Annotated in this window: 13 protein-coding genes and 1 other annotated feature; of the genes, 3 read left to right on the top strand and 10 right to left on the bottom strand. The window is 47.1% G+C overall.

Features of this window, described 5'->3' with window-relative positions; translation table 11 throughout:
- Position 1: 1 nt before the first annotated feature.
- From hisB to ACESPQ_RS05125, 7 genes are all read right to left on the bottom strand, one after another.
- Positions 2-613: an imidazoleglycerol-phosphate dehydratase HisB gene (hisB, locus tag ACESPQ_RS05155; RefSeq protein WP_022300524.1), complete on the bottom strand. Its 612-nt coding sequence runs from the start codon at positions 611-613 to the stop codon at positions 2-4.
- Positions 610-1,644 carry a histidinol-phosphate transaminase gene (gene hisC, locus ACESPQ_RS05150; protein WP_002608152.1) on the bottom strand — a complete coding sequence of 345 codons (1,035 nt, stop codon included), beginning with the start codon at positions 1,642-1,644 and terminating at the stop codon, positions 610-612. Before hisC ends, hisB begins: the two co-directional genes overlap by 4 nt.
- A complete protein-coding gene (gene hisD / locus ACESPQ_RS05145) occupies positions 1,641-2,924 on the bottom strand; it encodes a histidinol dehydrogenase (RefSeq protein WP_118003003.1) in 1,284 nt (427 codons plus the stop codon). The genes hisC and hisD overlap by 4 nt, the downstream gene beginning before the upstream one ends.
- Positions 2,918-3,550: an ATP phosphoribosyltransferase gene (hisG, locus tag ACESPQ_RS05140; protein WP_002608150.1), complete on the bottom strand. Its 633-nt coding sequence runs from the start codon at positions 3,548-3,550 to the stop codon at positions 2,918-2,920. The genes hisD and hisG overlap by 7 nt, the downstream gene beginning before the upstream one ends.
- Positions 3,547-4,671, bottom strand: a complete 1,125-nt coding sequence (hisZ, locus tag ACESPQ_RS05135; protein ID WP_002608149.1) for an ATP phosphoribosyltransferase regulatory subunit — start codon at positions 4,669-4,671, stop codon at positions 3,547-3,549. The genes hisG and hisZ overlap by 4 nt, the downstream gene beginning before the upstream one ends.
- Positions 4,672-4,716: 45 nt before the next feature.
- Positions 4,717-4,955 (bottom strand) — a binding site (T-box leader).
- A 441-nt stretch (positions 4,956-5,396) separates the two neighbouring features.
- A complete protein-coding gene (locus ACESPQ_RS05130; RefSeq protein WP_002608148.1) occupies positions 5,397-5,558 on the bottom strand; it encodes a hypothetical protein in 162 nt (53 codons plus the stop codon).
- A 204-nt stretch (positions 5,559-5,762) separates the two neighbouring features.
- On the bottom strand, positions 5,763-6,119 hold the full coding sequence (locus ACESPQ_RS05125; RefSeq protein WP_002608147.1) for a helix-turn-helix domain-containing protein: 357 nt from the start codon (positions 6,117-6,119) through the stop codon (positions 5,763-5,765).
- 197 nt (positions 6,120-6,316) lie between these two features.
- Between ACESPQ_RS05125 and ACESPQ_RS05120 the strand changes: the two genes are divergently transcribed.
- A complete protein-coding gene (locus ACESPQ_RS05120; RefSeq protein WP_002608146.1) occupies positions 6,317-7,045 on the top strand; it encodes an SIS domain-containing protein in 729 nt (242 codons plus the stop codon).
- Between the two features lie 348 nt (positions 7,046-7,393).
- Here the strand turns inward: ACESPQ_RS05120 and ACESPQ_RS05115 are convergent, their stop codons facing one another.
- The 3 genes from ACESPQ_RS05115 to ACESPQ_RS05105 form a co-directional block, all read right to left on the bottom strand.
- A complete protein-coding gene (locus tag ACESPQ_RS05115; RefSeq protein WP_002608145.1) occupies positions 7,394-8,719 on the bottom strand; it encodes a replication-associated recombination protein A in 1,326 nt (441 codons plus the stop codon).
- An 18-nt stretch (positions 8,720-8,737) separates the two neighbouring features.
- Positions 8,738-9,553, bottom strand: a complete 816-nt coding sequence (locus ACESPQ_RS05110; protein ID WP_002608144.1) for a purine-nucleoside phosphorylase — start codon at positions 9,551-9,553, stop codon at positions 8,738-8,740.
- Between the two features lie 287 nt (positions 9,554-9,840).
- Positions 9,841-10,443 carry a sugar O-acetyltransferase gene (locus ACESPQ_RS05105; protein WP_002608143.1) on the bottom strand — a complete coding sequence of 201 codons (603 nt, stop codon included), beginning with the start codon at positions 10,441-10,443 and terminating at the stop codon, positions 9,841-9,843.
- 545 nt (positions 10,444-10,988) lie between these two features.
- Between ACESPQ_RS05105 and ACESPQ_RS05100 the strand changes: the two genes are divergently transcribed.
- Together ACESPQ_RS05100 and ACESPQ_RS05095 are read left to right on the top strand one after the other, a co-directional pair.
- On the top strand, positions 10,989-12,893 hold the full coding sequence (locus tag ACESPQ_RS05100; protein WP_002608142.1) for an acyl-CoA dehydrogenase family protein: 1,905 nt from the start codon (positions 10,989-10,991) through the stop codon (positions 12,891-12,893).
- 22 nt (positions 12,894-12,915) lie between these two features.
- Positions 12,916-14,121, top strand: a complete 1,206-nt coding sequence (locus ACESPQ_RS05095; RefSeq protein WP_002608141.1) for an FprA family A-type flavoprotein — start codon at positions 12,916-12,918, stop codon at positions 14,119-14,121.
- Positions 14,122-14,250: the final 129 nt, after the last annotated feature.

Below are 14,250 nucleotides of genomic sequence, written 5' to 3'. Positions count from 1 at the left end.
ATTACAGCTTCCCCTTTGTACTCGGCATCGTATCGCCACTCACACGGATTGCCGTTTTTAAGGCACGGCCCAGCGCTTTGAAAATCGCCTCCACCTTGTGATGATCATTGGTTCCATACACTACATTCACATGCAGTGTGATGCCTGCCTGAAAGGCAAAGGCACGAAGAAACTCCTCCACCATTTCACAGGAAAACGTACCGATCGTATCCCGCTTCAGCTCACAGTTATACACCAGAAAGCTGCGTCCGCTGATATCCAGTACAACCTGTGCCAGTGTTTCATCCATCGGCAGCAGCATACTGCCATAGCGTTCGATTCCTCTTTTATCCTGCAGGGCTTCCTTCAGGCAGGCTCCCATCGCGATACCGCAATCCTCTACCGTGTGATGATCACACACCTGTAAATCGCCGTTTGCATGCAGCGTAAGGTCGATACCGGAATGGAAGGAAAACAGCGTCAGCATGTGATCGAAGAAGCCGATGCCTGTGTGAATCTCACTGACTCCCGTACCATCCAGATGCATCGTGCAGCTGATGCTTGTTTCTTTGGTATCCCGGCTCAGGCCTGCCATTCTTGGCGCAAAGCCTGTTTCCTTCGTTTCTTGTTTCATACCGCAACCGCCTTTCTGTCAAATTCCTGTAATACGGATAATACAATGGCATTTTCCGCAGGGGAACCAACCGTAATGCGGAAGCTGTCCTTTCCTTCGTAGTTGCGAATAACAATGCCTTCCTTTTCCATCGCCTTCAACAGCTCCTGCTTATAGCTGCTTCTTCCATACAGATAATTCGCCTGACTCGGATAGAAGGTAACGTTTTTTAACTGCTTCAGCTTGTGATACAGCATATCCCGCTCCAGCTGTATTTCCTCCACCAGCAGCTCATATTCCGCCGCATGACGCAATACGATCACACCGGCCCTTTGTGTTAAAGAGCTGATATTATAAGGTACCAGCACCGGTTTCAATTTCGCAATATTGGATGGACAGCTGATTAGAAAGCCCAGTCGCGCACCGGCAAACCCATACGCCTTAGATAGGGTTCTGGTCACATACAGGTTATGGTAGGTATCCAGATATGCCAGCATGCTTTCCTTTGCGAACTCCCCATATGCCTCATCTATAATCACCGGAATACGAGGAAAGGCCTCCGCAATTTTACACAGCTGGGCATTGCTTACAAAATGCCCGGTTGGATTGTTCGGATTGGAGAACAGCACCATATCCACATGATGCTCCCGCCCAAATTCTATAAAATCCGCAATGCTGAAGGAACCATCCTGCTCACATGGAAATTTCACAACCTCACTCTCATGCATGGATGCATAATAATCATACATGGAGAAGTCCGGAGACAGGGTCAGTAATTTCTTACCTTTTCCCAGGAAATAGCCAATCATGAGCCCCAGCATTTCATCGCTGCCATTCCCGGCGATCAGATACCCGGCATCTAATTTTTTCACATTCGCATATGCCTGTATCAGCTCCCTGCTGGATTCATCCGGATAGCGGTTAAACTCCAGCTCCGCGATTGCCTCCTGCAGCTCCTTTACGATTTCCCCACTGATATTTTTATAGCACTCGTTTGCATTCAGCATGACGGTACCGTTTGTCCGCGCCGCATAGCTTTCGATATTTTTCATGATTTCAGCCTCACTTTCACAGCATTGGCATGAGCCTGCAGCTCTTCCTGCTCCGCCATTTCTATAATATGGTCGCCATAGGTCTGTAAAGCCTCTTCGCTATAGTGCAGATAGCTGCTTTTTTTGATAAAGCTGTCCACTCCAAGTGCACTGGAGAAACGCGCTGTCCCGCTTGTCGGCAGTACGTGATTGCAGCCGCCGAAATAATCTCCGACACTTTCACAGGTGTGATAGCCAAGGAACACACTGCCCGCATGGCGTACCTTTCCCAGATAGTCCATCGGCTGCTTCACCATCAGCTCCAGATGCTCCGGCGCAACCGCATTGGATACATCCAGACATTCCTCCATGCTCTCACATAAAATGGCTGTTCCATAGGCCTGCAGCGACTGTTCCACAATTTCCTGTTTCGGCAGAAGAGCACTCTGCTTGCGCAGCTCCAGCTCCACAGCATCCACAAGCTGTTCACTGGTTGTCACCAGAATGGCACTCGCCATCGGATCATGCTCTGCCTGTGACAGCAGATCCGCCGCAACGCTTTTCGCAGGAGCATCCGCATCCGCAATCACCAGAATTTCACTCGGTCCGGCAATCATGTCAATATCCACTTTCCCGAAGACAAGCTTCTTCGCTGCCGCAACGTATACATTTCCCGGTCCGACAATTTTATCCACAGGCGCAATGCTTTGGGTACCATAGGCTAACGCCGCAATTCCCTGAGCACCGCCGACCTTATAGATTTCATCCACGCCGGCAATCTGTGCTGCCGCCGCAATATTGGGATGCAGACTGCCATCCTTCGCCGGAGGCGTAATCATGACAATGCGCTTTACACCTGCGATACGGGCAGGAATCGCATTCATCAGCACACTGCTTGGATACTGTGCTCTGCCACCCGGCACATAAATACCTACGCTGTCCAGTGGAAGTACGCGCTGTCCTAGATAGATGCCCAGCTCCTTCTGCAAAAGATAACCGTTTTGCTTCTGTGCATTGTGATAATACTCGATATTTGCTTTCGCCTTCTTCATACTTTCCACAAAGAAGGGATCCGCCTTGGCAGCCGCCGCTTCTATATCGGAAGGCTCCACACGCATACTGTCCAATAAAATTCCGTCAAACTGCTGTGTATATTCCCTGACAGCATCATCCCTGCGTGTTTTCACATCCTGCAGGATGGCACTGACCCTGACAATGATATCACTGTCAATCTCCTCTGTTCTGCTTTCCAGATACGTCTGCAGGTTCCCTGTATCCGATGCTCGCATTCGTTTCAGCATGCTTCCAGTCCTTTCTTCATATCCTCTAAGATTGCTAGGATCTCCGCTCTTTTCAGCTTAAAGCTCGCTTTGTTCACAATCACTCTTGCGCTGATATCGCAGACGGTGTCAAAGACAACCAGACCGTTTTCCTTCAGCGTCGTCCCCGTTTCCATGATATCCACGATTCCATCGCACAAGCCCAGAATCGGCGCCAGCTCCACAGAGCCGTCTATTTTGATACACTCCACATCCATGCCCTTTTCCAGGAAATACTGCTTTGCGATATTGGGATATTTCGTTCCTATTTTCACATGTCCCACCTTATCAAACAGATTGTGTTCCCGCAGACCGGCAACGATGAATTTACATTTTCCAATGCCTAAATCCAGCATTTCATAATAATCCTTGCCACCCTCCAAAAGCGTATCCTTTCCCACAACACCAATATCCGCAACGCCGTGCTGTACATAGGTGATGCAGTCATTGGATTTCACAAGGAAGTAGCGAATATCCTTTTTGGAATCCTGAAACACCAGCGCCCTTCCCTTATCCTTTAATGATTCAATGCCATACCCGCGCTCCTCCAGCAGCTTCACGGTGGCCTTTTCCAGACGCCCCTTCGTTAATGCTATGGATATACTCATGCGTCCTTCTCCCCTTTCACGATAATATCATCATATTCCCCGCACAGCAGCTCCACCCGTGCAGTTTTTCTTAATTCCTTTGCCTTGCGCAGTGCCTCCACCTTTCGCGCATACGGATAGCACAGCGTGAGGGTTGCCTCCTTCTGCTTTAAATCCAGAACCGGCAGCACGGCATCCAGCTTTACAGAGAAGCCGATTGCCGGCAACGGCTCTCCGAATTTCTCCAACAGAGAATCATAGCGTCCGCCACTCAGCACACTGGTACCGATTCCCGGTACAAAGCCTTCAAAAAGAATGCCACTGTAATAGTTCAGATGCGGCAGCTTTCCCAAATCAAAGGTAATGCGGTTTTCATAGCCGAGCGCCTTTAGTTGTGCATACAATTCCTGAAGACTTTCCACAATACTGCGCAGTCTGTCATCGAAGCAGCAGTTCAATGCCTCCTTGAGCATCCCTGCATCTCCACACAGCCACGGCAGCTGCAGGAAGAATTCTCTGTCCTCATCCTTCAGTGGCAGGGTATGCAGATATTCCTTCAGTTCGCTCAGACTCTTGCGATCGATCAAATCCGCCAGAAGCTCTGTTTCTTCCGCAGAAAGCCCCAGAAGCTTTACTGCTGTGTGAAAGAAATTCACATTGCCGATTTCCAGCGTATACGCCTGCTGCTGCATACACTCCATAACCTCCAGTGCACACACCAGAATTTCCAGATCACTCTGCTTTTCGTTCAGCCCCAGCAGCTCAATCCCGCAATCTGTCACCTCATTGCGCTTTCCGGCAAAGGACTCCTTGACCTTGTATACGTTGGCACAGTAGCGAAAACGAAGCGGCGGCTTTTGATCCTTGAACTTGGTTGCCGCAACACGGGCGATCGGTACCGTCATATCCATGCGCAGTGTCAGGATGCTTCCGTTATGGTCAAAAAACTTGTACATCGCTTCCTCCTGAACCTGTTCAAAGCCGGTCTGATAGGTCTGATAAAATTCAATGCTCGGTGTTACGATTTCCTTATAGCCATAGCTGTCAAACACCTGTTCGATTGCACCCTGCAATCGTTTCTTCGCAGTACATTCCCCCAGAATCAGATCCCGAGTTCCTTCCGGTATAGCAAATCTTTTCATAGCTTCATATCCTCCCTTATACGCTTATACAAAAAAAGCTTCCATCCAAAGGACGAAAGTTACCTTACGTGATTCCACCTTATTTTATTGATACCTCACGATATCAATCTCTTCGAGTACCAGCATACTCTAGCACGGTAACGGATGCAGGATTCCGGCAGAAGCTACTGAATTTCACCTCTGCTGCTCGGGGATGTGTTCCGCATACTTCGCATATCTTCTTCCACCAGCCGAAGACTCTCTGTCATGTCCATATCCATACTATTTCCCGTCAGCGCATTTCATATATTACTATAGTACAATCCAGGGATGAAAAAGTCAATCATTTTCTGAAATATTTTCATGAAATAATTATGTAAGAAACAGCTGTATCAACATCGACAAATCACATAGGACCCTGCGTGGAACGCTTCAGCATCAGAAATGGAATGATCCCCACACCACGGTCAGTTATGGCGGACAGCTTTTTCATCCAGTGCCCTGAAAGCCAGTCGGTGCCTAGAAACAGAAAAGGACCCTGCGGTCCTCATCCGGTTTCAAAACAGTATGCATGCTCAGCCGCTGCAACACCAGGATGGATCCTGCAGGATTTGTTTTACAGCTGATGCACCGTGCTGTATCCTGCGCCGTAAGGATAGCAGTGCACGGTATAACAAACACACATCCTTCTCATTCTCTTATGAAAAGGATTGCGCTCTCAGAACCATGACTTCAACACCTGTGATTTACTCTGCGACCGCAGTCGTATCCTCCTGCTGGTTCAACAGCATATCCAGTGTCTGCACAAGATCAAAAAATTTCTGCTTGCGCTCTTCACTGAGCTGTCGATAAAAGTTCAGCAGCTCATACTCATCATGATTCAGTACACAGGTATGTTTTTCTTCCATATTCCTCCTCTCTCTCCCTTTTACTTCTATAGTATATAAAATGAAAAAGTTTTCTTCCATACGAATTCTGCGCAAAATATAAAAAAACACCGATAAATACGGCATTTTATCATAAAAATAAAAATTTTCCATCTTTCTGTATTTGTCATTTACCAAAAGAATCGTCTTATTTTCCATGTTATGTAACAGTTGCAATTTTACTTCCTATTCCAGATGAAAGCTGAGTATACTTTTCATCAGCTTTGTAAAGGTCATCCGCCGTTCCTCCGGCACCTGATCAAAAATCTTCATGAATTCCAGCTCCATCGGATCATGCAGCATACGTCCGGGAAAATTGAAATCCGGTATTTGCAGAATCTGATTCATATTGATTTCCAGTATGCGGCAAATCAAAGACAGAATATCAAGCGGGGGCTGTGCATTCCCATTGATATATGAAGAAATCGAGCGCTGCGTGGAACCAACCAGTGCAGCAAGCTCCTTTTGCGTCATTCCCTTTCGTTGAAGCCCTTTCCGTATAGCATCTCCCACTCTTAAATTGATTTCCGTTACTTTTTTCATTCCGTCCACTCCAGTTTTTGTAATTATTATAATGGAAATATTTTCCTATTTTAGCAGAATAGAATAATTAAAAGTGTTTTGTGAGAAAACAATGGTTAAATTACGTATTTTGTATAAAATGTTATAACTTTATATCCAATTATAGATTTTACATATAATCATGGTATACTGAAATCAGAAGAAAGTGAGGATTGATTATGGCATTTATTGATACGTATTTCAAAGAAGTGGAACAGCGATTCGCGGTAATGAAACAGGAGCGGGAGCCGCTGGAACGGGCAGCACGTCTATTGTTTGAAGCGGAGAAGGAACATCATACCATTTACACCTTCGGCAGCGGGCACTCGCATATGATCGGGCAGGATATCTATGCCAGAGCCGGAGGGTATGCAAAGGTTTATCCGATCAATGAAATCGAAATGACGCTGGCAACCCACCCGACAAAGAGTACCACACTGGAGCGTACAGCTTCCTATGCGGATGTACTGGATGCAATTTACACGATAGAAGCGGGAGATGTTCTGCTTGTCACCAGTAATTCCGGAAGAAATCCACTGGTGATCGAATACACGATGAGAGCAAGGGAAAAGGGTGCCCGTATTATCGTGATCACCTCCTTATCGCATAGCAAAACCATCGCTTCCCGTCATGAAAGCGGACTGCGTCTGTTTGAGCTAGCGGATGTGATTCTGGACAATCATGCTCCGTATGGGGATGCGACAACACCAATCGATGATGCAACCAGTATGGGACCTGTCAGTACCCTGACCGGATGCTTCCTTGCACAGTGTGTGATGGGAAGATTTGTCGAGCTGCTGAAGGAGCATGGCATGGAGGCTCCGGTGTTCGCCTCCAGCAATATGGACGGTGCCGATGAGCGAAATCGTGAGCTGTTCGATAAGTATGTCATAAAAACTGTAAAATAAGAAACAGAAAACGGCGGTATGCATGGCACCTTTACCGCTGATGAAAACATATAAAAGGCAATCCGAACCTGTTGTATCAAGGCTGGATTACCTTTTTTTCTAGCTGCCTAATTCAGGAAATACGCAAACGCAGCTCCATGAGCATCTGTATCATACAGACTGTCTGCGTACAGCCGCCCGGATGCTTTCATGGCTTTCTTATGCGGCCTTCCTTCCTTACGGAAAGAGGCATTGATCATGCACAAGTGCTGCCAAATGCCTGCATCCTGAAATCTGCGCCTATCCGTGTTCTGCCAATATCCCAGCGTTTCATCACTCGCAGGAAAGTCTTCTTAAAACACCGGCTCTCTATTTATTTTGATGCTTCCGTTTCCATTCCTTGATATCCTGCAATCGCTTGCTTACCCTTGCTTCACTTCCCTGTATCGTTGGGTGATAGTATTCCCTTCCCTTCAGGGATTCCGGCATACATTCCATGTTTGTCAGCTTTTCCTGCGTATCATGAGCATACTGATAGCCTTCTCCATAATGCAGGTCCTTCATGAGGGATGTCGGTGCATTTCGTATTTGCAGGGGAACCGGTTCACTCAGCATATGCACAGCATCCTCCTTCGCTGCGCCGTATGCCATATACAGGGCATTGGATTTCGGAGAAAGAGAAAGATAGGTAACCGCATGTGTCAAATGTACATTACACTCCGGCATACCGAGAAAATGGCATGCCTGATAAGCCGCAACGCAGATTTCCAAGGCACGGCTGTCCGCCATCCCGATATCCTCACTCGCAAAACGAACCAGACGCCTTGCCACGTACAACGGGTCCTCCCCCGCCTCCAGCATTCTCGCAAGCCAGTAAATAGCTGCATCCACGTCAGAGTTGCGCATGGATTTATGCAGGGCACTGATCAGATTGTAGTGCTCCTCTCCCTGTCTGTCATACAGCAGCGACTTCTGGGAGGTACATTGCTCCAGCACCTCTTTTGTGATGACGGTTCCCGCTTCTGAGCTTTCTCCGTTTAAAACGACCATCTCCAGCGTATTCAGTGCTGTTCTGGCATCTCCGTTGGCAAACATGGCAAGCATACGCAGCTGCTCCTCTGTGATGAGAACATGCTGTGAGCCAAAGCCGCGTTCATCCTGCAGAGCATGCTTTAGCAGCTCCACCAGATCCGAAACCTCCAGTGCCTTCAGCACAAACACCTTGCAGCGGGAAAGAAGCGCGGCATTGACTTCAAACGACGGATTTTCCGTTGTTGCGCCAATCAAAATAATACTGCCCTTTTCCACATACGGCAAAAAGGCATCCTGCTGGGCTTTATTGAAACGATGTATTTCATCAACAAATACAATCGTCTTTCTGCCATACAGACGCGCGTCCTCCGCTTCCTTCATCACGGCCTTAATTTCACGGATTCCGCTTGTGACGGCACTGAAATTGATAAAATGTGCCTGTGTCTGCCTGGCGATGATTCTGGCAAGCGTCGTTTTTCCAACACCCGGCGGTCCCCAGAAGATCATGGAGGAAACCATATCCTTTTCTATCAGGTTATACAGTATCTTCCCTTTTCCAAGCAGATGCTTCTGCCCTACGTAATCCTGCAGCGATGCCGGACGCAGTCGGGCGGCAAGAGGATCCTTCTGTACATCATTTTGAAACAGCGAATTCTGTTCCATGAAGCATCCCCCTCCTTCTTACCACTCCTTTAACAGTGCTTCCATCCATGTACAAAGCCGGGCACTGCTCTTATTTGCCATTTTCACAACCTCTTCATGTGAATGCTTTTCCTTCGCAATACCGGTTGCCATGTTGGTGATACATGCAATTCCCAACACACGGATACCGAGATAATTTGCCGCTATAGTCTCCGGCACAGTGGACATTCCAATGGCATCACTGCCTGCTCTGGCATACATACGAATTTCCGCTGCTGTTTCATAATACGGTCCCTGAAAAAGGGTGTATACACCATGGCGGTAAGGAATTGCCAACTGATCCGCCACCTGTTCTGCCTTTTCACGCAGCTGGATGGAATAAGGCTCTGACATATCCGGAAAACGTGGTCCAAAGCGCTCATCATTATCTCCAATCAAAGGATTTACATCCAGCGAATTGATAAAATCATCAATGATCATCAAATCCCCCGGTGTAAAATCCGGATTGATACCGCCACAGGCATTGGTCACGATCAAATCCCGAACACCGAGCAGCTTCATCACATAAATCGGATAGGTGACCTCCTTCATTGAAAAGCCTTCATAATAATGAAACCTCCCCTGCATAACGATCAGACGCTGATTTCCAATTCTGCCAAAGACCAGATTTCCCGCATGACCTGCCACTCTGGATTGCGGAAAATGTGGAATATCCTGATAGGAGAGCACCTCTTTATCCTCCATCATCTCCACCAGCGAGCCCAGTCCGCTTCCTAAAATGATGCCAATAAGTGGCTCTGTTTTCACGTGCTTACGAATATATTGCACTGATTCTTCTACTTGTTCATAAAACATGGTTTCATACCTCCTGCTTATCCTTATTATATCATAGCCATACCGCCGCAAGTGAGGACATGCAAATAACTTCTTTAAAAAGGAAGACTCTCCTCGACATTTCTTTTTCACGGACAGCTTTCGCATAGCTTATCAGTCATATGCATATCCGTTTTCTTCCGTATTCCCTATCGCCATCAGACTGCAAATACAGCCTCACAGACGACTAGGCGATCGCTTACGGCGTATCCAAAAAGACCTTTACTGCCTATACAGGGGCGCCGTTTACAGGTTTCACCTGCTTCCCATCAACTTTCCTCCTCCATTTGAATACGGTACTTCTTTCGATCCTCGTCTGTAATGCGGCGAATCACCCTGCAGGGAACACCTGCCGCAAGAACATGATCAGGAATGTCTCTGTTCACAACACTGCCTGCCCCAATCACCGAGCCTTCCCCAATGGTAACGCCCGCCAGCACCTGAACGCCTGCTCCGATCCATACATTGCTTTTCACATGAATGGGAAAGGCATACTCCAGCCCCTGCTTACGCTGTTCCACATCCAACGGATGCCCTGCCGTATAAAAGCCGCAGTTTGGTGCGATATAGACATAATCACCAAAGGTTACCTCTGCTCCGTCGAGTATGACACCGTTATGGTTCATAAAAAATTCATTTCCGATGCTGATATTATAGCCATAATCACACCAGAATGGTGGTTCTATGGATACATGCTTTCCCATCTGCTTGAATAAGCTGTGATAAATCTGATAGCGCTTTTCCGTATCGCTTGGACGCAGCTGATTGCACAAATGACACTGATCCTTACACCAGGCACGCTCATCCAGCAGTGCTGCGTTGTAATTCGCATTATACAGAAACCCTTCCTCCGCCTTTTTCTTTTCCGACATACAGCTCCTCCTTCCAATTGTTTTCCGCTAAGTACAGTATAGCATACGGCAGACCATAAGTCCGCAGGCTGAGAAGTAAAAGTCAGCATGTTAAAAGAGAATCTTATCGATTTGTAATTTGCAGAAAGAGGTAGGAAGGGACGAACACACATTCTTTCATACCTGTATGTATATGCGAAACCATAAATCGTATAGGTGAAGGAAATTCAAAGGCTGAATGAGTGTACAGCCGGTATACCTGTTTGAAAATGAAGCCGTATTCTCTTACGCAGAACGTTACAAATCATCTGCGCACCAGCATCTGCTTATCTTACACCTGTGGGACCTAATTCAGGAAATTCCAAAAGCGCTGGCGCCGTTTTTCAGGTACTTCTTAAAACGAATCCAAAAAAGGAAAATTCTGTGAGCATATCTTTAGACTTATTGTAAGCGCTATGATATTATCAGAGTGTAAAGTGATTTACATTCTTAAAATGATTCTCATATTAAGAAAAATCATGAAAGCAGAAGGAATATCATAGAGATAAGTGAGGAGGACGTAAACTATGCTATTTACAACGACACAGCAGCAGGAGGAAATCCGCAAGACAGTTCGGGAATTTGCGGAAACCGAAATCAAACCGATTGCCTTTATGCTCGATAAGGAAAATGAGTTCCCGAGTGAGGCGATTGCGAAGTTTGGAAAGATGGGTCTGATGGGTATCCCCTATCCAAAGGAATATGGAGGGGCCGGTCTGGATGTAATCAGCTATGCCATTGCTGTAGAAGAATTATCCCGTGTAGACGGTGGTACAGGTGTTATTCTGTCCGCACATGTCTCACTGGGAAGCTACCCTATTTTTGCGTTTGGTACCGAGGAACAGAAGCAGAAATATCTGGTACCGCTGGCAAGCGGTGAAAAAATCGGCGCATTTGGATTAACGGAGGTAAATGCCGGAAGTGATGCGGCAGGTACCGAAACAACGGCTGTTCTGGAGGGTGATTACTACATTCTGAACGGTGGCAAGATCTTTATTACAAATGCTGATAAGGCAGATACGTATGTCGTCTTTGCATCCACAAATCCGGAAATGGGAACCAGAGGAATCTCCGCATTTATCGTAGAGAAGGGCTGGGACGGCTTTACCTTCGGTGATCATTACGACAAGATGGGCATCCGTTCATCCTCAACAGCAGAGCTGATTTTCAATGATGTAAAGGTACCTAAGGAAAACCTGCTTGGTAAGCTTGGTCAGGGCTTTAAGATTGCAATGGCCACACTGGATGGCGGTCGTATCGGTATCGCCGCACAGGCACTGGGAATCGCACAGGGTGCGTATGAGAATGCGCTGGAATACGCAAAGGAGCGTGTGCAGTTCGGCAAACCGATTGCACAGCAGCAGGTCATCAGCTTCAAGCTTGCCGATATGGCAACCAAGCTGCGTTGTGCAAGAATGCTGATTTACTCCTCTGCGGAGCTGAAGGAACACCACGAACCATATGGCATGGAATCCGCAATGGCGAAGCAGTATGCAAGTGATGTTGCGCTGGAAATCTGCAACGATGCCTTACAGATCTTCGGCGGAAGCGGTTATCTGAAGGGTATGGAAGTGGAACGTGCGTATCGTGATGCAAAAATCACAACCATCTATGAAGGAACCAATGAAATTCAGAGGGTCGTTATTGCCTCTCATATCATAGGAAAAGCGCCAAAGGACGGCGGTGTCCGTAAGAAAAAAGGTGCAATCACAGGAGAACGTAAGAAACAGATATTCAAGGAAGGCGATGCACAGGAACGTGTCAATGCCCTGGTGGAAGCCTTACAGAAGGATGGCTATGATTTCACGGTCGGTATCCCGATGGATACCCCGATTATGAATGCGGAGCGTGTGGTATCAGCCGGCAAGGGTATCGGCGAAAAGAAGAACATGAAGCTGATTGAGGATCTGGCAAGAAGTGCAGGGGCCGCAATCGGAAGCTCCCGTCCAGTCGCAGAAACTCTGAAATATGTACCGATCAACCGCTATGTCGGTATGTCCGGTCAGAAATTTACCGGCAATCTGTATATCGCATGCGGTATCTCCGGTGCGGGACAGCATTTGAAGGGAATCAAGGATGCCACCACCATCGTTGCCATCAATACGAATGCCAATGCTCCGATCTTTAAAAATGCCGACTACGGGATTGTCGGTGATGTTATGGAAATACTGCCGCTGTTAAGCAAGGCTCTGGATACCGGAGAAAAGAAACCGGCTCCGCCAATGAAGAAAATGAAACGTCCGTTTATCAAAAAGGAAGCTCCTTCCTATATGCGTCATGTCTGCAATGGCTGCGGCTATGAATATGATCAGATGCTGGGAGATCCGGAAAATGATATTGCTCCGGGTACGCCGTTTGAAAAGCTGCCTGAGGAATGGATCTGTCCGGAATGCGGAGAAGCAAAGGATCAGTTCATCGAGACATTGGATTAAATAAAGAGAAGGAGGATGTAGTATGTACTGTGTAAGAAAAGTAGTTGACGATCTGTACTGGGTGGGAGGAAATGATCACCGTCTTGCCCTGTTTGAAAATATTCACCCGATTCCGAATGGCGTATCCTATAATTCCTATTTGCTGCTGGATAAGAAAACGGTATTGTTTGATACGGTGGACTGGGATGCCTGCCGTCAGTTTCTGGAAAATGTAGAGCATGTTCTGAACGGGCGTGACCTGGATTATCTGGTAATCAATCATATGGAGCCTGATCACGGTGCCAGCATTGAGGAAATTCTTCTTCGCTATCCAAAGGTGAAAATCATATCAACCGAAAAAAGCTTCCTGCTGATGCATCAGTTCGGCTTTAACGTTGACGGGCGCACAGAGGAGGTCAAGGAAGGCGATACCAGATGCTTCGGTAAGCACACCATCACCTTTGTAGAGGCTCCGATGGTGCACTGGCCGGAAGCAATGGTCAGCTTTGATGTAACAAACGGCGTTCTGTTTTCCGCTGATGCCTTTGGAAGCTTTGGCGCACTGGATGGCAAGCTGTTTAACGATGAGGTTGATTTTGACCGCGACTGGCTGGATGATGCCCGCCGTTACTATACCAATATCGTAGGAAAATACGGACCGCACGTACAGGCACTGCTGAAAAAGGCGGGAACCATTGATATCAAGGTCATCTGTCCGCTGCATGGACCGGTATGGAGAAATGATTTCGGTTATCTGCTGGATAAATATGACAAATGGAGCCGTTATGAGCCGGAGGAAACCGGTGTCCTGATTGCCTATGCCTCCATGTATGGAAATACGGAATCCGCCGCGCAGGTACTGGCTGCCAAGCTGGTGGAAAAGGGTGTCAAAAATGTTGTGGTGCATGATGTTTCCAATACCCATGTATCCTACCTGATCAGTGATACGTTTAAATACAGCCATATCGTACTGGCTTCGGTAACCTATAACCTGGGAATCTATCCTGTTATGCATGATTTCCTCATGCATATGAAGGCACTCAATATGCAGAAGCGTACGGTGGGAATCATTGAAAACGGGTCCTGGGCACCGAAATCCGGTTCCCTCATGAAGGACTTCCTGGATAATCAGATGAAGCAGATGAGTATTCTAAATTCTGAAGTATCCATGATCAGTGCCCTGAATGATAATAATAAATCTGAAATGGATAATCTGGTTGACAGCATCATTGATTCCATGGAGGCTTAACAAAGGAGGATTCTCAGCCGAGAATCCTTTTTTTGAGCGTATGACAGTCCAGCAGACAGAGTTCTCCACACGGTCATTCAGATGTTCCTTTTTCATATCTGAAGCACTTATTAAATGTTTAAACAAATG

The sequence above is a fragment of the Clostridium sp. HGF2 genome, assembly GCF_964240115.1.
Taxonomy (GTDB): domain Bacteria; phylum Bacillota_I; class Bacilli_A; order Erysipelotrichales; family Erysipelotrichaceae; genus Clostridium_AQ; species Clostridium_AQ innocuum.
The sequence above is the reverse complement of the archived record's forward strand: the minus strand, read 5'-3'. Positions and strand labels throughout refer to the sequence as shown.